This window comes from Ligilactobacillus ubinensis (assembly GCF_024160875.1).
GTDB lineage: Bacteria > Bacillota > Bacilli > Lactobacillales > Lactobacillaceae > Ligilactobacillus > Ligilactobacillus ubinensis.
In genome coordinates, this window is the sequence record NZ_JAIULA010000003.1 from 126,717 (window position 1) to 149,836 (window position 23,120).

The 23,120-nt window shown below is 32.3% G+C and carries 29 protein-coding genes; all 29 read right to left on the minus strand.

The genetic code is table 11. The features are described 5' to 3' along the window. Position 1: 1 nt before the first annotated feature. Positions 2-373 (minus strand): flagellar motor switch protein, encoded by a 372-nt coding sequence (locus LB941_RS02560; protein WP_253359220.1) that lies wholly within the window; start codon positions 371-373, stop codon positions 2-4. Between the two features lie 6 nt (positions 374-379). After that, on the minus strand, positions 380-682 hold the full coding sequence (gene flgM, locus LB941_RS02565) for a flagellar biosynthesis anti-sigma factor FlgM (RefSeq protein WP_253359222.1): 303 nt from the start codon (positions 680-682) through the stop codon (positions 380-382). Positions 683-791: 109 nt separating this feature from the next. Beyond that, on the minus strand, positions 792-1,991 hold the full coding sequence (gene fliY / locus LB941_RS02570; protein WP_253359224.1) for a flagellar motor switch phosphatase FliY: 1,200 nt from the start codon (positions 1,989-1,991) through the stop codon (positions 792-794). Then, on the minus strand, positions 1,984-3,006 hold the full coding sequence (fliM, locus tag LB941_RS02575; protein WP_253359227.1) for a flagellar motor switch protein FliM: 1,023 nt from the start codon (positions 3,004-3,006) through the stop codon (positions 1,984-1,986). The genes fliY and fliM overlap by 8 nt, the downstream gene beginning before the upstream one ends. 28 nt (positions 3,007-3,034) lie before the next feature. After that, a complete protein-coding gene (locus tag LB941_RS02580) occupies positions 3,035-3,430 on the minus strand; it encodes a chemotaxis protein CheW (protein WP_253359228.1) in 396 nt (131 codons plus the stop codon). Positions 3,431-3,447: 17 nt separating this feature from the next. Further along, positions 3,448-3,810, minus strand: coding sequence for a response regulator (locus LB941_RS02585; protein ID WP_253359229.1), 363 nt, complete (start codon positions 3,808-3,810; stop codon positions 3,448-3,450). 13 nt (positions 3,811-3,823) lie between these two features. Further along, positions 3,824-4,414, minus strand: a complete 591-nt coding sequence (locus LB941_RS02590) for a chemotaxis protein CheC (protein WP_253359230.1) — start codon at positions 4,412-4,414, stop codon at positions 3,824-3,826. Next, complete coding sequence (locus LB941_RS02595) at positions 4,414-6,495, minus strand: chemotaxis protein CheA (RefSeq protein WP_253359231.1); 2,082 nt, start codon at positions 6,493-6,495, stop codon at positions 4,414-4,416. The genes LB941_RS02590 and LB941_RS02595 overlap by 1 nt, the downstream gene beginning before the upstream one ends. Before the next feature lie 18 nt (positions 6,496-6,513). Continuing rightward, positions 6,514-7,284, minus strand: coding sequence for a CheR family methyltransferase (locus LB941_RS02600; RefSeq protein WP_253359232.1), 771 nt, complete (start codon positions 7,282-7,284; stop codon positions 6,514-6,516). Between the two features lie 6 nt (positions 7,285-7,290). Further along, positions 7,291-8,319 carry a protein-glutamate methylesterase/protein-glutamine glutaminase gene (locus tag LB941_RS02605; RefSeq protein ID WP_253359234.1) on the minus strand — a complete coding sequence of 343 codons (1,029 nt, stop codon included), beginning with the start codon at positions 8,317-8,319 and terminating at the stop codon, positions 7,291-7,293. An 18-nt stretch (positions 8,320-8,337) separates the two neighbouring features. Next, positions 8,338-8,835, minus strand: a complete 498-nt coding sequence (locus tag LB941_RS02610; protein WP_253359294.1) for a chemotaxis protein CheD — start codon at positions 8,833-8,835, stop codon at positions 8,338-8,340. Further along, on the minus strand, positions 8,822-9,337 hold the full coding sequence (locus LB941_RS02615; protein WP_253359236.1) for a chemotaxis protein CheW: 516 nt from the start codon (positions 9,335-9,337) through the stop codon (positions 8,822-8,824). Before LB941_RS02615 ends, LB941_RS02610 begins: the two co-directional genes overlap by 14 nt. A 21-nt stretch (positions 9,338-9,358) precedes the next feature. Further along, complete coding sequence (locus LB941_RS02620; protein WP_253359238.1) at positions 9,359-10,654, minus strand: methyl-accepting chemotaxis protein; 1,296 nt, start codon at positions 10,652-10,654, stop codon at positions 9,359-9,361. Between the two features lie 154 nt (positions 10,655-10,808). Further along, entirely contained in the window at positions 10,809-11,516 is a 708-nt protein-coding gene (locus tag LB941_RS02625) for a cell division ATP-binding protein FtsE (RefSeq protein ID WP_253359240.1), read from the minus strand. 28 nt (positions 11,517-11,544) lie between these two features. Then, on the minus strand, positions 11,545-12,321 hold the full coding sequence (locus LB941_RS02630) for a flagellar hook-basal body protein (RefSeq protein WP_253359242.1): 777 nt from the start codon (positions 12,319-12,321) through the stop codon (positions 11,545-11,547). A 13-nt stretch (positions 12,322-12,334) separates the two neighbouring features. Beyond that, positions 12,335-13,045: a flagellar hook-basal body protein gene (locus LB941_RS02635; protein ID WP_253359243.1), complete on the minus strand. Its 711-nt coding sequence runs from the start codon at positions 13,043-13,045 to the stop codon at positions 12,335-12,337. Then, positions 13,045-13,755, minus strand: a complete 711-nt coding sequence (locus LB941_RS02640) for a sigma-70 family RNA polymerase sigma factor (protein WP_253359244.1) — start codon at positions 13,753-13,755, stop codon at positions 13,045-13,047. Before LB941_RS02640 ends, LB941_RS02635 begins: the two co-directional genes overlap by 1 nt. A gap of 35 nt (positions 13,756-13,790) precedes the next feature. Further along, the gene (gene flhA / locus LB941_RS02645; RefSeq protein ID WP_253359245.1) at positions 13,791-15,872 is read right to left on the minus strand and encodes a flagellar biosynthesis protein FlhA; all 2,082 of its coding nucleotides are present in this window, start codon (positions 15,870-15,872) and stop codon (positions 13,791-13,793) included. Between the two features lie 20 nt (positions 15,873-15,892). Next, positions 15,893-16,966, minus strand: coding sequence for an EscU/YscU/HrcU family type III secretion system export apparatus switch protein (locus tag LB941_RS02650; RefSeq protein ID WP_253359246.1), 1,074 nt, complete (start codon positions 16,964-16,966; stop codon positions 15,893-15,895). 13 nt (positions 16,967-16,979) lie between these two features. Further along, complete coding sequence (fliR, locus tag LB941_RS02655; RefSeq protein ID WP_253359247.1) at positions 16,980-17,738, minus strand: flagellar biosynthetic protein FliR; 759 nt, start codon at positions 17,736-17,738, stop codon at positions 16,980-16,982. 13 nt (positions 17,739-17,751) lie between these two features. After that, positions 17,752-18,015, minus strand: coding sequence for a flagellar biosynthesis protein FliQ (fliQ, locus tag LB941_RS02660; RefSeq protein WP_253359249.1), 264 nt, complete (start codon positions 18,013-18,015; stop codon positions 17,752-17,754). Positions 18,016-18,029: 14 nt separating this feature from the next. Continuing rightward, entirely contained in the window at positions 18,030-18,815 is a 786-nt protein-coding gene (gene fliP, locus LB941_RS02665; RefSeq protein WP_253359251.1) for a flagellar type III secretion system pore protein FliP, read from the minus strand. Further along, a complete protein-coding gene (locus LB941_RS02670) occupies positions 18,805-19,179 on the minus strand; it encodes a FliO/MopB family protein (RefSeq protein ID WP_253359254.1) in 375 nt (124 codons plus the stop codon). Before LB941_RS02670 ends, fliP begins: the two co-directional genes overlap by 11 nt. A 25-nt stretch (positions 19,180-19,204) precedes the next feature. Continuing rightward, positions 19,205-19,717: a flagellar basal body-associated FliL family protein gene (locus LB941_RS02675; protein ID WP_253359255.1), complete on the minus strand. Its 513-nt coding sequence runs from the start codon at positions 19,715-19,717 to the stop codon at positions 19,205-19,207. A gap of 3 nt (positions 19,718-19,720) precedes the next feature. Then, complete coding sequence (locus LB941_RS02680; protein ID WP_253359256.1) at positions 19,721-19,939, minus strand: flagellar FlbD family protein; 219 nt, start codon at positions 19,937-19,939, stop codon at positions 19,721-19,723. A 20-nt stretch (positions 19,940-19,959) separates the two neighbouring features. Beyond that, positions 19,960-20,880, minus strand: a complete 921-nt coding sequence (locus LB941_RS02685) for a flagellar hook-basal body complex protein (protein WP_253359257.1) — start codon at positions 20,878-20,880, stop codon at positions 19,960-19,962. A gap of 29 nt (positions 20,881-20,909) precedes the next feature. Further along, positions 20,910-21,362 carry a flagellar hook capping FlgD N-terminal domain-containing protein gene (locus LB941_RS02690; protein WP_253359258.1) on the minus strand — a complete coding sequence of 151 codons (453 nt, stop codon included), beginning with the start codon at positions 21,360-21,362 and terminating at the stop codon, positions 20,910-20,912. A gap of 19 nt (positions 21,363-21,381) precedes the next feature. After that, the gene (locus LB941_RS02695; protein ID WP_253359259.1) at positions 21,382-22,662 is read right to left on the minus strand and encodes a flagellar hook-length control protein FliK; all 1,281 of its coding nucleotides are present in this window, start codon (positions 22,660-22,662) and stop codon (positions 21,382-21,384) included. Positions 22,663-22,684: 22 nt separating this feature from the next. Continuing rightward, positions 22,685-23,110: a flagellar export protein FliJ gene (gene fliJ, locus LB941_RS02700; protein ID WP_253359260.1), complete on the minus strand. Its 426-nt coding sequence runs from the start codon at positions 23,108-23,110 to the stop codon at positions 22,685-22,687. Positions 23,111-23,120 lie beyond the last annotated feature (10 nt).

Here is a 23,120-nt window from a genome sequence, read left to right on the forward strand (position 1 = left end):
ATCAAGCCTTATTATCTAAAAGATAGGCACCCGGATCAGAAGCATATGCATTTTTTTTATACTTTTTTGGGCCGTACAGTTCATTAGGACTTTTTAAATTATCTTTAATAGCTTGCATAAGCGTGTTTTGATAACTTAATGCCTGTCTTGTCAATAAAAGGTTAGTTTCTTGTAATTCTTTGATTTCTCGTAATAATTGTTTCGTTTTTTCAGAAATTGGTCCTTGATAATTATCTAGAATCGGAATATACGTTTCTTTTTCAGACAATGCCTCAAGTACTTTCTCAGTTTTATTATTAATTAAGCTTTCCTTTTCATTAGTTAAAACATTTCTAAATATTCTGATTTTTTTTTGAAATTCCTTTTCGTTCATAACATTCTACTCCTCATCCATTGCTGAAATCATGTTAGTAGCAATCTCATCAGCAGAAATATTATAATTTCCAGATTGAATAGCAGATTTTAAATCTGCAACCTTAGCTGCATCAAAAGCTCCTGATGTCGCTTGACGACTTGAATCTAATTTTTTGGCTGTATCAGAAATCTCCACATTTGCATTGCTATCGTTAGTAGATTTAGATTCAGAAGATGCAGTTACTTTCCCATTTGATTGGTTTATTTCATTCTTGGATACAAGTGGATACACCTTATTATAGTTACTGTAATCACCATGAATATCCATATCTATTTCCCCCTTTCACATCTCTAATTGAATAATTCTTTCATCTCATATTATATCGGATTATCAAAAAAAAGTTAAACCCCTTAAGTTTAACTTCTTTCATAATTAATTATCTCATATAATCGATTCGTTTTTTTGGTGATAATATATCTGTAATTCTAACTCCAAAATTATCATTGATTACAACAACTTCTCCGGTTGCAATTAATTTACCATTTAGCAATATTTCTAATGGTTCATCAGTTAATTTATCTAATTCAATAACTGAACCGGTATTAAAACTTAGTATATCTCTGACGGCTTTTTTACTACGTCCAAGTACAACACTCAAGTTTAAAGGAATATCCATGATTAATTCAAGATTATCACCCTTTCCTGTATTGGGTGTATCTGGATTTAACTCTTGGAACTGCGGCGTATTAATCTCCACTTTTTTCTCAATTACATTCTTAGATTCACTTTTCTGTGGTTGTACAGTTGTATTAGTTTCTATAGACTCTTCAGCAGGCTTTTTTTCATTATTTTTACGATTATTAATTACTGTTGCCTTATCAGATAGCATAGCTGTTGCAATATCATTAACCATTGTTTCCGTAAAAATCTGCATAATTTCACTTTGAACTAAACCATCGACATTTAACGAAAAGGATATTACATAAATTACTTCATCCTTAACAATGAAATCATAATCAACTTTATTAGGCTCTTTCCATAAGTTTACTTCAGGAGGCAAAATATCTACTTTACGATTAATCATTGTTGCCATTGAAGTTGCGGCTGAACCAATCATTTGATTCATTGCTTCTGCTACTGCACTTAATTCAAGTTCTGTAAAGTCTTCATTTTCAGGAGTACCATCGCCACCCATCATTAAGTTAGCAATAACATTAGCATCATGTACTTCTAAAAGCATTAGATTGGCACCAACTAATCCTTCTTTAAATTTAACCGTTGTTGCTACCTTGGGCGCTTTTATTCCATCAATTAGTTCACTAAAAGTTACTTTAGTCACACGTGGTGTTGTGATAGTCACACGATGATTTAAAATCGATGATAAAGTTGTTGCAGCTTGCGACATAGAAATATTACCTACTTCACCAATTAAATCTCTTTTAGCTTGGTCATCCATGGCTGCAACCATCGGATTCAATTCTTTATTCTTATCATCTGATGATTCTTCGACTTTTTCTTCATTTTCTTTACTATCTTGTGCTTTTGATTCATTTTCTTGAGACTTTAGCGCTCCTTCTTTGGAACCATTACCATTCATCAACGCATCAATTTCTTCTTGTGATAGGCTATCACTCATTTTCATCTTCCCCTTCCAACTTATCTAATAACTCGACTGCAAATTGGCCATTGCTCAGTTTTCCTAACTTAGTCGTATAGAATGGATGAGTTTCTATATACGTATCTATAGGATCTGATATTTTTTTACTTAACCGTATAACATCGCCCACTTCTAAATTTAAGAAATCAGCTAAATCCATCTTTGTATTTCCAAGCAAAGCTTCTATATTCATTTCAACGTGATTTAAATTGCGTCTTAATTCTGTCGAATCATCTTTATCTTTCTCTTTACTTGAGTCAAACCAATTTCGAATGCTTAACTTATCTAACATTCCCTCAAAAAAGATATATGGAATACATAAGTTGATGAAGGTGCTCTTATCCATCAAATCGACTGTGAAAGTCACTAGAATAACAGGTTCATTAGGTGACATGCTTTGAAGCATTTGTGGATTGGTGTCCATTAAATCCAATTGCGGATCTATTTCTACAATATCTTTCCACACTTGTTTATAAACCTTAATAAGTTCTTTAACAACCTCTTCTAAAATTGAAAGTTCAATATCAGTAAAACTTTCACGCGTTTCTAAAATACGATCTTCATTGCTTTCACTGTCACCCATCTCTTGACCACCACATAATAACTCAATAAGGATATTACACAATTGAGGATTAATTTCAACTATCTGCGAACCCTTCATTGGATCAGAATGAAATAGACCAATCAATGTCCGACGTGCAATAGAGTGAATAAACTCATCGTAACTGATTTGCTCGATTACAGCTAGTTTCACATTTACATTAGTTCGTAACTGTGAGGCTAAGAGCGTACTTCCCAATTTAGCAAAGTCTTCAAAAACCATGTGTAAGGTATTAATATATTCTTTTGATAAACGCGTTGGTCTTCTGAAGTCATAGGTTTTTACTTTTGTAGCTTCTTTTGCTTCATCTTCAATCTGTTGTTCATCGAGCGTACCACTGCTCATAGCATTCAGCAAGGCATCAATTTCTTGCTGGGACAATACTTGATCCACAATAACCCTCCCTACTTATTAACAATCATTAATTAAAAATTGAATCTGTCACATCAACAATATTTGCAATCTTGTCTGGAAAGGCGACAACACCCTTTATATGTTTACTTTCCTGTTCCAAACTCAACTGAATATCGTCATCCTTAATATCAAGGACTTCAACCACTTCTTCAATTAGCAAGCCCTTTCGTGCTTCTTCGTTTTTCATTACTAAAATATTCATATTATTTTCCGTGGATGGAATATCAAGCAATTCAGCTAATCCTATTATTGTGACAACAGTTCCGCGAAGATTTATCAAACCTTTAATCCACTTAGAAGCTAAAGGTACCTTGGTTATTTGAATAGTTTCAACAACTTCTTCTACATCTGCTGCAGAAATTAAATAATATTGTCTATTCATCTTAAATAAAATCATTTGCATGTTACTGCCTCCTGTCATTAGGAAAGTGCTTTGTCGATAGCTTGAATAACACGTTCTGTATCAAATGGTTTAACAATAAAATCAACCGCACCAGCACGGATTGCATCCATGACCATTCCTTGTTGCCCCATTGCGGAACACATTACGACCTTAGCGTCTGCATTATATTCTTTAATCATCTTTAATGCATCAAGGCCATCAACTTCTGGCATTGTAATATCCATTGTTACTAAATCTGGATTGGTTGCCTTATATTTTTCAAATGCCTCTTGCCCATTTTGAGCTTCATCTGCTATTTCATAACCATTTTTCTCTAAAATATCTTTTAACTTCATACGCATAAAAACAGCGTCATCTACAATTAATACTGATTTTGCCACATTAATTCTCCTCTCAAAGTCCTAAAGCTTTAAATATTTTTTCAAGTACTCCAATTCCTGGAATTAAAAAAAGTGATGCATCTAAATTTTCACTACCATAAGTAAATTCATTATGAATAACAAGTATTTGTTCATCATATTGTTCAAAGGCCATATAAGCACTGGAGATAATCGCTCCAAAGTAGTCATAACTTGCAATAGGTAACCTTGATACTAAACTCATCTGAACCAAATCACCAATTGCACGTAGAAAAGAGTTAAAAATAATATTTGTTAATTCCATCACGGCAGATTGTATCAGTTGTTGCGTTTGAGTTGTATCTTCACCTAGCATCATCTTCGCCATTTTATTTGCAGAGTCTTGCGAAATTACAAACAACAATGCACCATCAAGATCACCTACAATTTGACTTAATACCCCATGCATCTCAACATCGTCTGAAATAATCTTATTATACATATCAGTATAATTCATTATCTGCACTTCAGGAACTTCCATCGCAATCCGTGAATCAATCATTTTAGAAATGCTAGTTGCTGCATTACCGCCACCAATATTCATAATTTCTTTTAAACCATCAAGTTGCAATTTTGTATAGCTCATTATTTAACCGCCACCTTTTTCTCATTGCAAATCGCATTAACATCTAAAATTAATGCAATTGCGCCATTCCCTAAGATGGTTGCTCCTTGATACTTATTTAAATCCATTAAAATTTGATCGATTTTTTTAATAACAATTTCTTGTTGTCCAATTAAGCTATCAGCTAAAATTCCATAATATTGTGCGCCAATAGTCACAATAATCGCAAACTTATTCTTGCTTTCAGTCTTCGGTAGATTTAATAACTCATTAGTGCGTACAATTGGAATTAGTTTGCCCTGGAACCGATATACTTCATTTTGACGGGTTTGAATAATTTCATCATCTTTAATCATTACAACCCGTTCTACCACGTCTAATGGAATTGCAAAGTCTTCATCACTAATTCGAATCATTAACGCTTGAATAATTGATAATGTTAACGGTAATTTGATCGTAATACGGGTTCCGACATTAACTTTACTTTCCATTTCAAGCGAACCACCTAGTTCAGATATTTTTGCCTGAACCGCATCTAATCCGACTCCACGACCAGAAATATTTGTAATTTTTTTAGCCGTTGAAAAACCAGGATGAAAGACTAACATCTGTAAATCACGATCACTCATTCCATCTGTATTAATACCCTTTCTTTGTGCACTCTCTTTAATTACATCAGGATCAATACCTTTACCATCATCTTCCAATGTAATAATAACCTTGTTACCTTCTTGATAAGCTGAAAGAGTAATTGTTCCTTTAGTAGGCTTGCCAAGTTTTTCTCTAACTTCTGGTTTTTCAATCCCATGATCTGCACAGTTTCTCAACAAATGAATCATTGGCTCTGAAAGTTCTGAAACAACCGTCTTGTCTAATTCAGTTTCTTCACCAATAACCACTAATTCCATTTCTTTTTGCAATTCATTAGCTAAATCACGAATCATCCGTGGATACCGGTTAAACACAACACTAACTTGTTGCATTCTAATTTTCAGAACTAAATCTTGCAATTCAGAAGTTAGACGTGAAACTTGTTCCATTGAATCTCTTACTTCATCAGCATTATTACGTTTACCTGCATCTGCTAACTGATTTCTATACACAACTAATTCAGATACTAAATCCAAAAAACTATCTAATCGATTAAGGTCCACTCTAATTGATTGATTTCGATTATTATGATGATTCTCTTTTTTTACTGCTGGTTTCTTTTTTTCAGAATCTTTAGGCCTTGTTTCTAACTGATCTTGTGGCTTTGCAACAATTTCTTTAGAGTCATCATCTTTTTCTTCGCTTACTTTTGGCTTTTGAATTTTCTCTTCATCAAATTCCTCAACAATAACTTGATCAATTTCACTATTGCTATTAATATTTTTGGTAACCTCATCAAAAGTATCTTTTGTCACATAAATAACTTTAAAATCAGTGTCAAAATCACCATCTTCAAGTATCTCAGTCGTAGGCTCCGAATGAATAACATCACCTTCTTGATCTAGCTTTTCCATAATCAAGAAAACTCGAGGGCCTTTTAGCAAGGACTTTGCATCCAAGCGTATTGCTATTGTAAATACATTATAACCCTCTCCTTGTGCTTTTTTTATTACATCCAAATCCGCATCTTCGATTTTTTCAAAATAACCATTTAGCTCAGCGACTTCTTTTTTTGTTTCTTTAGAACTAGATTTTTTTTCGTCTATACTTTGCCGAGCATCAACACCCTTTTCTACTTCATCAAGTTCATCCCATAATACTTTTATTTGATCATCACTTAATGTTTTTTCATCCCGTAAATCATCAACTAATTCAGATAATTTGTCTAAACACTTAAATATTAGTGAAACATGATCTTTAGTTACTTTTAGTTTTCCGGATTTAAATAAATCAAAAATATCTTCCATTTTATGTGTCAACTTTGTCATGACATCATATCCCATTGTAGCTGACATACCTTTTAAAGTATGAGCTACTCGAAAAATATTATTAACTAATTCCATATTGTCTGGATTTTGTTCAAGTTCCAAAATACTGTCATTTAATTCTTGTAAGTTATCATCACTTTCTTCAAAAAAAAGATCGCGATAAACACTATTATCATCTGCCATTTATATTCCTCCCCGCAATCATATTTTTTGATAGATAAACGAGTCTATTTTCCTTAAACCAAACTGTTCACAATCATTTATTGTTTCAGTTGCTCCAGTAAATATAATTCCTCCAGAAACAAGTACATCACTAAAATTGTGATAAACCTTATCTCTTGCATCTGGTTTAAAATAGATTGTTACATTCCTGCATACAATAACATCACACATAGGCTCATAACTGTCCTTTAATAAATCATGCTGTTTAAAAGTTACATATTTTTTAATATTTGTTTTAACTATGTAATCTTCATTTTCTTGTGTGAAATAATTTTTCAAATCTAAGCTAGGTACATTTTTTAGCTCACTCTTTTTATATATACCTTCATGTGCTTTATCTAAAATAACCTTATCAATATCCGTAGCAATGATTTTACCATCAATATGATTACGTTCCAAAATCATTGCTAATGTATATGGTTCTGCTCCAATTGAACAAGCTGCACTCCATATTTTGGGATGTGTTTGTCGTGGAATAATCGTTTTTTTCACTACTTCTTCAAAACTATCAAAAATCTCCCTATTACGATAAAACTCCGTAACGTTTATCGTTAGGTGCTCCACAAATGCATTACGCGCTGTTTTGTCTCGTTCTAAAAGCTTTGCATATTCTTCTAAAGTACTGCAACCAAATGTCGTCATTATATTGCCAATTCTTCGTTGCATCTGTTTTTCTTTATATGCATCTAATCTAATTCCCAGATTTTGTTCAACCCATTTGTTAAAAAAAACAAAATTTAAACTGCTCATCTATAGTTACCTCACTAATTCACTTAACTTAGCTCGAATTTCAGACAAACTTAAAACCTCATCAATTACGTTATTTTCAATTGCATTACCTGGCATTCCAAAAACAATACAACTATCTTTATCTTGAGCGATTGTATACCCGCCTTTTGCTTGTATCTGTTGTAAACCAGTCGTTCCATCTTTACCCATGCCAGTTAAAATTATTCCAATTAACGCTGAACCATATTGTTGTGCTGCTGATAAAAATAATGGATCTACAGCAGGTCTTGTTCCATGTTGCTTAGCCGTTTGATTTAACCTTAAGCGATTGTTCTCGATTGTCATATGAAAATCACCAGGAGCAATATAAACAGCTCTTTGAATTAATTCACCATCTTTTGCTTCTTTCACAGTTACTTTCGCTTCATTATCCATTCTTTCAGCAAATGTAGCTGTAAATCCTTTTGGCATATGTTGTACAATAATAATAGGTACTCGTAAATTAGCAGGTAAAGCTGTTATTAAATTTATTAAAGCTCGTGGCCCTCCTGTTGAGGCGCCTATAACAATTGCTTTCAAATTATATTTCAAATCTGTTATTGATTTAGTTTCTCTTTTAGAACCACTACTTATTTTTATTGAAGCTGAATTCCTTGCCTTTACTGTTTTAGCTCCTGTTGCACCTTTTATTTTGTTATAAAAGTCTCTTATCCAGTCATCCTTTATCTCCATAATATTAGTTGGTTTTTCTATAAAATCAGTTGCACCTAATTCCAAAGCTTCAATTGTTACTGCCTGATTAGTTAGAGCACTAAGCATAACAACTGGGATAGACTTTGTTTTTTTTATTATCTTTAAAGCTTCCAGTCCATCCATAATTGGCATTTCAACATCCATTAAAACTAAATCTATATGTGTATCATCTTCAATAAATTCTATTGCATTTTTACCATTTCGTGCAATTCCTGCCACTTCTATACCTGGCATTTTTGTAATTAAGTCTGTAATTACCTTTCGCATAAAAGCAGAATCATCTACGATTAAAATCCTAATCATTGCTGTACCTCACTTATTTCATATAATAATTGACTCATGATGAACAACTCTAACTGTTGTTTCAAAGTTCTCGAGATTTACAATCATTGTCCTGCCTGAATTGCCACCAACGTGTTCTGCCAACAGCGGAATATCAAGTCTTTCTAATTCCTTTCGTACAGCTTCTACATTTCTCTCGCCAACATTAGCATTTTTTAAAGCTCGATTAAAATCAAACATATTTGCACCGCCAACAATTTTTGCTTTAAAATGACCATATGGAGCTTTTTGTTTCAATTGTGCTAACATTATTTCTAAAGCAGTATTTGCATATTTAGCTAAATTAACTTGTGTAGATTTTGTAAACATATTACTATCTGGTAACATTATATGGCTTAATCCGCCTGTTTTTGTTCGTTCATCGTAAATAATTGTACCTACACAAGAACCTAATCCAACCGTTATTAATGTATTAGGGGCTTGCCCTATTTTATATTGTGCAATTCCTACCCGTATTTCTTCATTAGCCATTAGCATCATCTAATTTTTCAATATTTTCTTGCTGTTGGTCTTCTAATTCATCTGAATTAGCATCGTCTATCGAATCTAACAATTCTTGTGACTGTTCATTATTGAACAAATATTCCAATTCAAGTGAAATAACAACTTCGTCATTTGATTTTAAAAATTTACCGATATATCCTCTTTTTAATTTAGATTTGACTAATTCACGCTCATAGTCTGTATCTTCTAGCATCATGATTCCAGTAATTGATTCAACATAAATCCCAATTGTCTGTTCTTTCCATTGACATAAAATTACTTTATTCTTTGTATCACTTACTGTATCCTCACCAAAAAGTTTCTTGCGTAAGTCAATAATTGGCAACATTTGTTCTTCATATTCGTAAACGCCTAACACGTAATCAGGTACATCTGGCAAAGAAACAAAGTTGTCAGCTTCAACAATTCGTCTAACCACAGTGACTGGCAAACAAAAAAGTTGATCATGACTGATAAAAACAATATATTGTTCCACAGTTACTACCTCTCTTTATTGCTAATCTAGTTGGAAAGCTGAAGCATTTATCTTCTTTTCTTCAGCTGTCTGTTGTAATTTTTCAACATATTTTTCCAATTCTTGTATCATTTGATAGAAATCATCAATATTAGTTGAAACTTCCTGTGTTGAAGCAGATATTGAGGTCATTGAATCAGTCACATTTCTAGATGCTCCTAAAACAACATCTTTTTGTTCAACAACATCCGCCATAATTACCTTAATTGAGTCCAAACTATCATTAAATGTATCAACAATAGCTGTAATTTCCTTTGAGGAATCAATAGCGTTACTGATATCACCATTTTGTTCTTGACTCTTATGAAATGACTTATTAATGTCACCAGTCATTTGTTCAGATTTACCTCGAATCGCTTCAATAATGTCACGAATATCTTTAGTTGACTTACCGCTTTGCTCTGCTAATGATCGAATTTCATCAGCAACTACTGCAAAGCCCTTACCTGCTTCACCAGCTCTTGCTGCTTCAATTGAAGCGTTTAAAGCTAATAAATTTGTCTGTTCAGAAATATCATTAATTAAGTTAACGATATTACCAATGCTTTGAATGTCTTTGTTCATATTGCCCATTTCTTTAACAATACTTGCTTGACTTTTTTGTTCTTCCTCCCAACTAACAGCAATCGTTTGCAGCGTAGTGGCATTCCGTTCATTACTTTCCTTTGATTTATCTGCATATGAAATCATCTTACTGATATCACTATTAATAACTTCGATATCTTTTCCAAGTTTATTAACAAATTTTTCTGTTTGCTCTGCTTCAGAGCTTTTTTGATTTGATTCATCTGCAATAGTACTCATTGTGTTTCGGATACTAGTAATTGATGTCTTTGCATTGTCAGATAAATTACTTAATTTATCAACCATTCCGACAGTACTCTTTGTCTCTTCTTGTAAACTAATTGCCATTCCTTTAAACGCATATGCAATTCCTAATAATGACTGCTGCATACGTCCTGGAACTGTATCTTTTTTGGCAGTTACTAGATTATCTAAGTTACGTAAATCACCTTGCGCAATATTTGTCATGTCACCTTCTATTTTATTGATGATTTGATCACCATTCTTAGAAAAGAAGATTGCTGATAACCATATACCAACAATTTGTAAAATAAAAACTAGACCTGTAAAAATGAGAAAATTAGTATCCAACTTACTATTACCTATTTCTTGTATTAATAAAAAATAGCATAGTAGTAATATGGCTAAAGTAATCAGAGCTGGAAGCATAGATTTCAGCCTAATTTGTTTGAAACGTTTACTAAAATTTTGCATAGTTAAATTCCTTTCTCGTATACAAGCTTGTATACACTAACTTATCTATCTAGAAATCATTTGTTAAATATGCGCTCCCACGCTAAGCGTATCTAACTACACGATATTCTAATTTTTAAATCGGTTAATAAGGAAAAAAATTAACCATTTAATCCTATAAAAGATACACATCCTTAGCATCACTAAATACATTATATTTTCCATAATTTTGATCGCGGATTAATTTTCCATGATCTATTTCCAAAACACGATGCGGAAACGTATTTACAATTGTGCTATCATGTGTTGCCATCAAGATTGTTGTTCCCATTTGATTAATTTTGAAAAGCAAACGCATAACCTCGACTGCTGAAGTAGCATCTAAGTTAGCGGTTGGCTCATCAGCAACTACAATCTTAGGGTTATTTAAAATTGCACGAGCTATTGCTATTTTTTTTTGTTGTCCTATAGAAAGTTGCTTAGGAAATCGTTGTCGATAACTATACATATCTATAATGCTTAATACATCACTAATTCTTTTTTCCCATAAATCAGTATTAACATTTATAGCTTCTAAAACAATTTTGAAATTTTCTTCAACCGTTCGTTTATATAGAAAAGTATCTTTTTGATTAACAACACCAATTTGTCTCCTTAATTTATATACATTACGGCTACGAATTTTACTAACCTGAACATTTCCAACTTTGACAATACCTTTAGTTACCATTTCTTCTCTAGTTATCAATTTGATAATTGTTGATTTACCTGCACCACTTTTTCCAACTAAATAAACAAATTCACCTTGATTAATATTAAAACTCAGATTTTCTAATGCCTCAATGGAACCATATTTCTTTCTAACATTTTTAAAATTAATCATCTCTTCTTCCCCCTAGCTACTATATGCATTAGCTATTGAATGAATTTATTGATTCCCACATATCATCATTTGATTTCAACATTTGTGAGTTAAGTGAATATGCTCTTTGTGCAATGATTAAGTTTGACATTTCTGAAGCTAAATCAACATTGGATGATTCTAAAGCACCTTGTTTTATAGAACCCAAATCCGTTGCACCATTAAGGTTAGAATTTAATGTTGTTCCCGTAGCAACTGAATAAAGGTTATCTCCTCGATTAATTAAACTACTCAAACTTGAAGGCTCATATATTGCTAATTGTCCAACTTGCACACTTTCCGTACCTGTATTAATTGACATTTCTCCGTTACTTGAAACATTCAAAGTGCCGCTTGGCCATTGATTAGTTGGAACTGTCGCATTCATCGAAACCTTATACCCTTGACTATTAACTAAGTCTCCGTTTGCGTCAAAACTAAAATCACCATCGCGCGTTAGATATAAATTCCCACTAGTATCAGTAACTCCAAAAAATCCATTTCCATTAATTGCAAAATCTGTACTTACACCTGTTTCTGAGATTGTCCCTTGAGAATAATCTGCTTCACCACTAGTAACTTTTACACCCATATTTACCGCTAATGGTTGTTCATCTTCTGTAACATCCTCAGTTATATCCTTATTTAATAATTCAGAAAATGAAGCTTGTTGTGTTTTATATCCAGTTGTATTTGAATTAGAAACGTTATTTGCCACAATATCCAATTGTGTTTGCAATCCATTCATACCTGTTAAACTGGTTGAAAATGTGTTATTTACTCCCATTTGTAATAGCCTCCTATGCTTTTCCTAAAGTATTTACGGCTTTATCCAGTGTAGTATTAGTCGCACTTAACACTTGTTGACTTGACTGAAATTCCCTTGTTGTTTCCATCATTTGTGTAATAGCATCTGTCATGGATACATTTGAGCTAGTTAAATAACCTTGCATAACATCCGGATTTGTAACCTGAGTCACGCCCCCTGTAGTACTATAATATGTATCACCTAAATTTACAGCAGAATTATCATCATTAAAGGATACTACTAAAAATTGAGGATTAGTTGTATCTGCATCAATAGCTTCTCCATTTTGATTCAGAACTAAATAACCATCTTGTGTAGTCAATTGATTATCAGCATTAGTTGTAAAATTACCATTTTTTGTATATATTGTCTGCCCACTATTATTTTGAACTGCAAAATATGCATTCCCATTAATTGCATAATCTGTTGACAAACCCGTCTTTTCCAATGAACCTTGGCTTGTATCAACTCTACTTCCCGAAATCTCATTTTGCCATGTGATTCCACCTGTTAATTGATTATATTGATTATTAAGCGGACCATTTTCATAATTATGTACACTAACATCATCCATTGCGGATTGAAACAATTCCTTTTGTTGGTAACCACTAGTATTAACATTAGCAATATTACTAGCAAGATTTTGCTGACGATCTTGAAGAACATTAAAATCTGCGCGTAAAGTATCCAATCCTCTAATCATTATCCAAGTTCCTCCTTAATATAGTCACGTAATTTTACAATAATCTTGCCATGAAGTTGCGAAACTCTTGCAATCGAAATATCTAAAATAGCTGCAATTTCTTTTAAAGTTGCTTCATCTTTATAATACAAACTTAAAATCAGCTGTTCTCTATCATTAAGCTTTAAAATTGCATTTTTTAAAGCTTCTTTCTTCTCACTTAATAAAAGATTTTCTTCGCCATTTTCAGCATTTTTATCTTGAATCAAGTCTTCCAAAACTAATGAGTCATTGTCTCCAGAAAATATAGTTCCTTCGAGCGAAATGCTTGATAAGTAATGAATACTGTCAAAAATATCACCTAATTGTGCGCTTGTAAGATTCATTTTTTTCATAATTTCAGCATCAGTGGCTTCTCTTTTTAAATCCTGCTCTAACTCTTGTTTTGCCTTGTAGTAATTATTAACAGCCGTCATTTTATAACGTGAAATCTTAGCATGTTTACGTATCTCATCAATAATAGCACCCTTTATTCTAATCGTTGCATAGCCTGCAAAGGGGACATTTTTAGAAGCATCATATTTTTTTAGCGAATCTATTAATCCAATAACGCCTATATTATATAAGTCATCATAATCATATTCAGTGTTTTTTACTGAAATTCGACTAGCTACACGTTCTACTAAGGGAAGATATTCCAGAATCTTAGCCTCAATATCAACTTCATACATAATAAAATGCTCCTCTCTTACAATAAATAATTACGTCAAATTTCAATCATGCCTACAGCTTCAATAGTTATTTCATTTGGAACTTCATTTAAAGAAATAACTGCCATCTCAGGGAAGTTAAAAGCAATTAATTTTCTAAATGCGAGTCTAATTTTAGGAGAAGTTAAAACAACATATGAAATATCTTTTACTGCTAAATCTTGTTGTATTTTACCAACAGCCTTTAAAATTTTGTTTACCGATTCAGGATTCAAAACAGGGTATGAGCCAGTTGCTGTTTTTTGAATACTTTCTGCTATCAATTCCTCTGTTTTTGGTTGAATTGTAACTACACAAAGTTTCTTGTTATCTTCTGCAAATTTGTTTGCAATTGTTCGTTTTAATGACTGACGAACGTATTCCGTTAAAACTTCAGTATCTTTAGTTACAGTTCCATAATCAGCCAAAGTTTCTAATATTGTTGTTAAATCGTTAATAGGAATTTTTTCATCCAGTAAATTTTGTAATACTTTTTCAACTTCACCTAAACGCAATATATCAGGGATTAGCTCATCAATAACAACATTATTTTGAGCTTTGATACCTTCTAAAAGATTCTTTACTTCTTGACGACCTAATAATTCTGAAGCATGTGCGTAAATAACTTCTTTTAAATGTGTTGCGATAACAGTCAATGGTTCTATCACTGTAAATCCCTGTAAATCAGCTTGCTCTTTATCAGAAGAATCAATCCAAAGCGCTTCTAAGTTGAATGCCGGTTCCTTCGCTTTAATACCTTTAAATGGAAAAGAACCATCAGAGGAATTATTGATAATCATGTACTTTTCAGGATATATATCCCCATGTGCAACTTCATTACCTCGAATTTTAATTGAATAATTATTTGCTTCAAGATATAAATTATCCCTAATTCGAACTGGACTCACTAAAATTCCTAATTCATGTGCTGTTTGTCTACGAATTGCAGCAACTTTGTTCATTAAACTATTGTCATTTAAGTTATCTACAAGTGATACCAAGCCATACCCAATTTCAACAGCTATAGGTTCAACTTGGAAAGACGTAACATTTTCATCTTGTTCTTGCGTTACTTTTTTCTTTTGCAAGGCTAATTTTTGCTGTTCTTTACGAAAGGCTTCTTTTTTCTTTTCTTCTTTTGAAGTAATCATTGTACTAGCAACAACTAAACCAAAACCCAATATCATAAATGGTATAGTCGGAAAACCAGGAACCAATCCTAAAATAATTAAAATTGCAGCAGCTATTCGAAACAATTGGGGATTTCGAAGTGCATCTGTTGCAATATCCTTACCAAAGCTCCCATTATTACCTGAACGAGTAACAATAATACCTGATGCAATCGAAATTAATAAAGAAGGAATAGAACTTACCAAACCATCACCAATAGAAAGCTTACCAAACTGCGATAATGCTTCCGTAATTGATAAACTACCATTAACCGTAAAAATTATTGATCCACCAATCAAGTTTACTAAAACAATCAGTATTCCAGCTATTGCATCACCTTTAACAAACTTACTTGCACCATCCATAGATCCATAAAAATCAGCTTCTCTTTGTAAATCTTCTCGCCGTTTTCGTGCTTGTTCTTCATTAATCAATCCACTATTTAAATCCGCATCAATTGCCATCTGTTTTCCTGGCATTGCATCTAAAGTAAATCGTGCAGAAACTTCAGCAACTCGTCCAGTACCATTAGTAACAACTAACAGTTGAACAATTAAAATAATGACGAAAAGAATAATCCCAACAACATAATTGCTACCAGCTACAACATTAGCAAATGCAGAAATAACATTCCCTGCACTTCCTTCTGTTAAAATGAGCCGCGTAGAAGCCATATTTAATCCTAATTTAAACATAGTGGTAATTAAAAGTAATGTTGGAAAAGTTGTAAATTCAAGAACCGATTTAGTAAATAACGTGATTAATAAAATATTAATCGCAACCGCAAGATTAGTTACAATCATTACATCTAAAATTGTTGATGGTAGTGGAATAATTATTAATCCGATAACACCAACAACCACAAAAGAAATCACAATATCGGCAGATGATAATTTACGTTTTTTCTTTTTCTTTATTTGAGCTGCCACTATTACATTTCTCCCTTAATTTAAATTTTATACTTTGCCTTTTCTTCAAGTTGATAAACTAACGCAATAACTTCAGCTACAGAACCAAAAAATTCATCTGGAATCACACTACCTACTTTAACTTGAGCATATAGCGCTCGAGCTAAAGGGATATTTTCTATCATTGGAACTTCAAATTTACGTGCCTCTGCTTTCATTCTTTGTGCAATTTCATCAGCACCTTTGGCAATTACCTGAGGAATCCCAAGAGCATCTTTTTCATATTTAATAGCTACAGCAAAATGTGTTGGATTAGTTACTACCACCGTTGCCTCTTTTACATTAGCAATTGAATTTCGTAACATCTGTTGATATTTTCCTTTTCGCTGTGCCTTAAGCTGTGCATCACCCTCATTTTGCTTTACTTCATCTTTAACTTCTTGTTTAGTCATCTTTAACTGTTTCATTAAATTATAGTATTGGTAAATATAATCAAGTAAACCTAAAATTATTAAGATAGCTGCGATTTGAAGCATTAATCCTTGAGCAAAGTGCAATACAAAATATAAGATTTGCCCCATTTCCATACTGCTTAAATTAGTAATTGTCGCAATTGATGCCTTATATTTGTTGTAACAAATATATACAATGATTCCTAATTTAGCTAAAGTTTTTGCTAAATTTACTATTGCTTGAATAGAAAACATATTTTTTAACCCTTTTAAGGGATTTATTTTACTAAATTCTGGTTTTAAATGCTTTGCACTAAAATTTAATCTAGTTTGCAAAATATTGATAAGTAGTCCTACAAATATCGAAACAACCATAAATGGTGCAGAGCCTAATAAAATTATTGCAATTGATTGTATGGCAATTTTGGGCAAATCATTTATTTGCGTTTTATAATCAGAAATACGTTGAAATGAACTAATCATATACGGAAGGTAGTTTTCAATTACAAATTCCCATGCCGGTATAAAAACAACTGCTAAAATAATTAAAACTGTTGCTGCGCTCAAATCTTGGCTTTTGGCTATTTGCCCTTCTTTTCTGGCTTGTCTAATTTTCCTTGCAGTAGGCTTCTCAGTTTTACTAGCTTTGTCCTCATTGTTCATTTATTAACACTCCCTACTTATGCAAATAATTAATCAGATTGACCATGTATGTATAGGCATGCGGCAAAATCTGCTCTAAAAAATCAATAACATTAGGTAGTGCGAGTAAAAAGATAATAAGTGCAACAATTGTCTTAATCGACATTCCTAACATCAATACATTTATTTGTGGAATAGTACGAGCAATAATTCCTAAAACAATATCAACTACTAACACAGCCACAACTAATGGTGCTGCGAGACTAACCGACATAGCAAAGGCTTTAGCAAATAACTTAACAACACCGCCGACTATTGGACCAGTAATGACATTGGCACTTCCAATCGGAACTATTTGAAAAGAATACATTAACCCACGAATCATTAATTGATGTAAATTTAACGCAAAAAAAACCATGATTGCCATCCAGTTATAAATCTTCCCATATGTTGAATTTTCTGTTTGAAAAGTTGGATCATACGCTTGCGCCATTGTTAGACCTGTTTGAAAATCAATAAAAGCACCAGACATCGTTATTGCATCAAAAGCTAGTTTACTAACATATCCCATTAACATTCCAAATAAAGTTTCCTTAATTGCTAACAAAATATAAATAGTACCACTTACAGAATGATAACTGCTACTTACCATTGGAAAAGCTACTATAGTTAAACTGCCTACCACAATTAATTTAGCCAAGTTAGGAAAGTTTTTCTCGGAAAAAAGCGGTGCTAAAATAACAAAAGTAGCAATACGGCAAATTATTAATCCTGTTAATTGAATAAAATCCACCGTATCCCTCCTTTTACATTTGTGTCATTAACCTAAAAATATATTTAGTAAATTCAACCAAAACAGTAATCATAAAGTTACCTGCAAATATTATTGTCGCAAATATTGCAAGTAACTTCGGTACAAAAGTTAGTGTTTGCTCTTGAATTTGTGTTGTAGCTTGAAAAATACTAATTATCAAACCCACAATCATCGAGATTAGTAATGCTGGTCCTGAAATAACCAAGATTCTAATTGATGCTTCACGAATAAGTGTCAACACTAATGAGACTGTCATTAAAAACTCCCTTTCTACTTAAAACCTGCTACAAGCGATTGTACTAATAGATACCATCCATCTACTAAAACAAACAGCAATAATTTAAAAGGTAAAGAAATCATAACCGGAGAAAGCATCATCATTCCCATTGACATTAAAATACTAGAAACAACCATATCAATAATTAGAAACGGAATATAAATTAGAAAGCCTATACTAAACGCAGTTTTCATTTCACTAATTATGAATGCTGGAATTACCGTCGAAATTGGTAATTGTTTATAATTTTTATATTTATGTTTGTCCTTAGAGATAGTTAAAAAAAGCTTCAAATCCTTAGTACGTGTCTGTTTGTACATAAACTTTTTTAATGCATCCTCTGAACGATTAATTGCTTGAGTTTGTGTTATCTTACTTTCTGTATATGGTTGATATGCATTGTTGTATATAGTTGTATATGTGGGTTTCATTGTGAAAAATGTCAAAAATAACGCTAAGCCTAACAAAACCTGATTAGGCGGATTATTTTGTGTTCCTAATGCACTACGTGTAAATGATAGAACCATAACAATACGAGTAAATGAAGTAGTCATAATCAATAAAATTGGAATAAACGATAAGACTGTTAATAGGATAAATGTATTAATTGTCGTATTTGTATCGCTTGTTCCACCAAGCAATTTGTTGATTCCTGAAGAAATATCACTTGTTGTTGTTGCTCTTACATAAGTTGGAAAAACAGCAATAAGAAGTAACCCTAAAAGACAACCACTACCTACTAGAAATAATTCTTTTTTTCTTTTAGTACTAATCTTCATTATTGTTCTTCCTTTTTTTTGATTTATCTAACACAGACTTTAAAATATCTTTAAACCTATTAGCTTGTTCTAGTGTTAACTCTTGGTTTGCGTGGAGATTGTTTTTGAATATTTCGATTTCCTCAGGTGTTAATTCCTTAATAATTTGAACATTTTGTTCTGAAAAACTCATAACATAGTACACACCGAGAATTTCAACAATTCCTAAAGAAAGATTCTTATTAAGAGCAATCTTTTGCAATATTCGCATATTAGCTGTCCCTTTATTCATGTACTTATTTAAATATCGCATAAGTACATTGATCAAGACAATAATTAATGCTAAAGCACCAATCAACTTGATTATTGCAAAAGCTGTTTCCATTTATTATTACTCCCTTATCTATTTTCTATTGAATAACCAAATCAGTTATATATACTTGCTTAACTATAGTTGTTCCGTATTCTGTATTAATTTCATTTTTTATATCATTTTTCAAAGTACTAATGCTATTACTTGTATTCAATAAATCATTAGCCGTTTTTGTATTTAGAACATTGATTACACTATTACGAACCAATGGCATACTCTTTTTAAGACTAGTTTTTGCATCGTCATCAGCTACCAAACAAGAAATTTTCAATCGAACATATGTTAAATTATCTGTCGATGTGTTTCCCGAAAGATTAACAACGAATTTAGAAACAGAAACTAGCTTCTCATTACTGGTTATTGTAGCTTGTGTTTCAGTACTCTTTTCACTACTTTTATTCAGAAAATATTTATTAGCTATATAAGTACCTCCTACTCCAAAACCTGCTGCAAGTAGAACAAACAACAACGCTAATATAATAATTTTCCCTTTGCTTCCCCTTTTAACACTTTGTTCTTCATCTACATTGTTTTCTCTGTTTCTCGCCATTCTTTACTCCTGCCCCTTTAAAATTTTTTCTTGCAATGATTTCGCATAAATTCTTCGACGATAATTAACTATAAGTTCAACTACCTCAGTAGCGTTTTCTTTAATTACTAAATTTTTTCCATCAACTAGGGTTAATACAGTATCTGGAGTTTCATCAATTCGATACAATAAATCAGGATTTAAATAAAACTCTTTGCCATTAAAACTAGTAATTTTAATCACCTGTCAGGCCCCCTACTGTATTAAGACTTCTTTAAGTTAACAAGTTCCTCTAGAATATCATCAGAAGTTGTTATAACACGTGCGTTAGCCTGATATGCTCTATTTGCAATAATCATATTAGTAAATTCTGTTGATAAATCAACATTTGACATTTCTAATGACCCAGATTCAATCGTACCTGCACCATTGTCACCCACATCACCAATTATTGCCGTTCCTGAGTTATTGGATGCTGAATATAAATTAGATCCTTGTTTTTCAAGACCAGATGCATTATTAAATGTTGCTAATGAGAATTTACCTAAAACAAATTTTTGGGAATCCGCATCTGTATCTGTTGAGTTTTGATATTGACCTGTAACAACACCGCTACTATCAACAGAAAAACTGTTAAACGTATATGATTGTCCATTATAAGTAATAGTTGATGGTATAGTTATTCCTGAAGTGTCACTAACACTAGTAGGCGTTGTTAAACTGCTATCTGTGTAATCTGAATATAACATTGGGCTAGCAGTTGTATTTACTCCTTGAATAAGATACCCATCACTATTAACTAAATTACCTTCACTATCACGTTCAAAAGCACCATCACGTGTATAATAACTTTCACCTGTACTTGCATCTTTAGCAATAAAGAATCCATTCCCTGTAATTGAAAAATCCGTACTAATTCCTGTAGATTGGGTCGATCCTGCTGTCATATTTGTATCAATCGAAGCTATTTCATCCCCTAATCCAACTTGTTTTGCATTAGTTCCCCCATTACCATTTGTTGGTGCTGATGCTGATGATATTGTTTGACTAAATGTATCCGCAAAATGAACACGGCTAGATTTAAACCCAGTTGTATTAACATTAGCGATGTTATTTGCAACAACATCTAAGTCCGTTTGTAAATTTTTCATTCCACTAACGCCTGAAAAAAGTGATCTTAACATAATTTATTCCTCCTCTAAAATCTGATACTTTAATTTGAATCTCCAACTTGCACCAAGTCACTCATTGAATATGTATTTCCATTTACAAGTAAAGTGCCATATCCATTTGAGAACTGTGCTCCTGTAACTGTTCCCTCGATTTCTGATCCGCTATCCGTACTTAAAGTTACTTTTTTACCTACAAGAGATAAAGTTTCTTGTTGTTGCTGAATAGCTGCGGATTGTGAAATTGTCGTTTCTAAATCAGTTAATTCCTGTAAGATAGAAAATTGTGCTAATTGAGAAACATAACTTGTTGATGAGTCACTGCTACTTGATGAGCTGTCTCCAGTGAAAGAAGGATTGCTAATTGAAGCTGCCATAATCTTTAAAAAAGACTCCATATTCAATTCAGAACTTGATGAGCTTGATGAACTACTCGAAGTCAATGCAGAATTTGTCGATAATGAAGCAACTGCATCACTCAAACTTGAAATATCCATAATGTTCCTTCTTTCTAAACTAGGCTAAAATGCTGATCTTACTTTCCTGTTTTTCTTGTTCAACAGTAGAAGATTCTTGTAATGTATAGTCATGTTTATTATTTTTATTATTCAAATTTCCTTGCTGTTCTTGACTAAATTGTCTTTGTGTTCCACTTTGATCAAACATAGTTTGTGTATCAAAACTACTACTATTTGTTTCAGATAAATGACCAACAACTTGATTTAAATTTGTTTTAACATTGTTTGTCGTGCTATCTAAATTATTTAACCCTTGTTTTTCTAAAATATTTTGCAACTTTCCTGAAACTGATTCTAAGATTTGTTTCGTTTGTGTTGTTTCAACTTTAAACTCTAAGGATACTTGCTTGTCATCACTGTGAAAACTAACTTCCATTTTTCCTAAAGTTTTGGGTGTTAACTGAATTGTAATTTTGCTCGAATCAGTTTTGTCAAGAGTCTTTACCCCACTTAGAATAGAATTAGCTAATTGATTCAATTCTTTTCCTTGGGAAACAGTTAAATTGATTGCTTGATCATCTGTACCTTGACTCAGAAAAGTGGCTCCATTTGCTACCTGCATTGAATTATTAAACTTGTCACTAGTAAGTAAAGCTAATTGACCCATATCAACAATTGCTTGTGTTGGTGAATCGATAGAATTTTCCACTTTTTTTACTGTAATTGCTGATTTTTTCTGACTAGTCACTTCTTTTGAAGTATCCTCACCTATTAATTGCACTTCTTGTTCATTTACCTTTACTATGTTTTGAGATGTATCTGTTAATGTACTCGATTTTGTTGCTACTATACTTTGACTAGTTTGCTTATTTACTATTTGTGATTGACCGGATTGTATGGTTGATGTATTCTTTATTGCTTCATTATCTTCTTGACCATCCAAATCTAAAGTACTTGATATCTTGATATTTATACTTTTTTTTTCTTCTTGATCTGTAGATACATTCTCAGAAACTTCTTTACTATCCACAGCCTTATTTTTTAATGATGTATTTGTTTGAGTACTTGTTACTGATTTTAATAAATTATCCAACTCAAGTTGTGAATTAGTTTGTGTAGAAACATCTTGTGTCGCTGTTTCATCTAAAACGGATTCTTTAACTTCTTCTTTTACTTCCTGTTTTACGGTTGAATTTTTATCTTGCTGTTCTTGTTTTTGCTTATTTAAAAGACTACTAAACTTATCAACCTTTACAGCATTAACATCCTTATTTAAAGACGTTTTAGACTCGGTAGCTTTAGTTGCATCAGCACTCACGACTGGAATGGTCTTAATCATTTTCTCACCTCCTTTCAAAGATTTATTTGATATTTAAAATTCTTCTATTAGACAATTCATCTAATAACTTTTGCTCTTCACGCTTCTCCAAAATGATATAGTCGGCTTTTTTATTTTCCTTAAGCTTTTCCATTATCTTGCGCTTTTGCTGAGCATTAACATATTCTTCAAGTGCATCGCGTAATTTCCCTTGCAAACTATCTATTTCTGTTTGTAAAGTTAAAGCTATTCTATCTAAATCAGCGATATAACGCTGTTGCACTTGCATACGACTCACTGTATACTCTGGAACGCTTAACATTTGCTTTTTTTCTTGTACTACTTTTTGAATATTATCCTGCTTATCATTAACTATTTTTTGAATTGACGCATAATTATTTTTGGCTTGTTTTTCAAGCTGCAGTCGATATACAAGTACTTTTTCTAGTGAAAATTTAAATTCCCTCATAATCTCCTAC